The organism is Vibrio jasicida CAIM 1864 = LMG 25398, from assembly GCF_000400365.1.
GTDB classification, from domain to species: domain Bacteria; phylum Pseudomonadota; class Gammaproteobacteria; order Enterobacterales; family Vibrionaceae; genus Vibrio; species Vibrio jasicida.
On the sequence record NZ_BAOG01000159.1, the window covers coordinates 1 to 327 of the forward strand.

General features: G+C 46.2%; 2 tRNA genes. Both read right to left on the minus strand.

Going from position 1 to position 327, the window contains the following annotated elements:
- Window positions 1–82 precede the first annotated feature (82 nt).
- Window positions 83–158, minus strand: a tRNA-Ala gene (locus VJL_RS25700).
- 39 nt (window positions 159–197) lie between these two features.
- A tRNA-Ile gene (locus VJL_RS25705) sits at window positions 198–274 on the minus strand.
- Window positions 275–327: the final 53 nt, after the last annotated feature.

The following is a 327-nucleotide window of genomic DNA, read 5'->3' on the forward strand; positions in this document are numbered from 1 at the left end:
TGTCAGCTTTCCAAATTGTTAAAGAGCTAGATTTTCTGATGAAAACCATTTTTAAAGATTCTTTTTCAAGAACACTTAAAGATGGTGGAGCTATGCGGGATCGAACCGCAGACCTCCTGCGTGCAAGGCAGGCGCTCTCCCAGCTGAGCTATAGCCCCATCAAGGTGTCGATACTGTATACCAATGTCAAAAGAAATTGGTGGGTCTGAGTGGACTCGAACCACCGACCTCTCGCTTATCAGGCGAACGCTCTAACCACCTGAGCTACAGACCCAGTATCGTCTCTTACTTATAAACCGTATCAATCTGTGTGGACACTCATCGTGA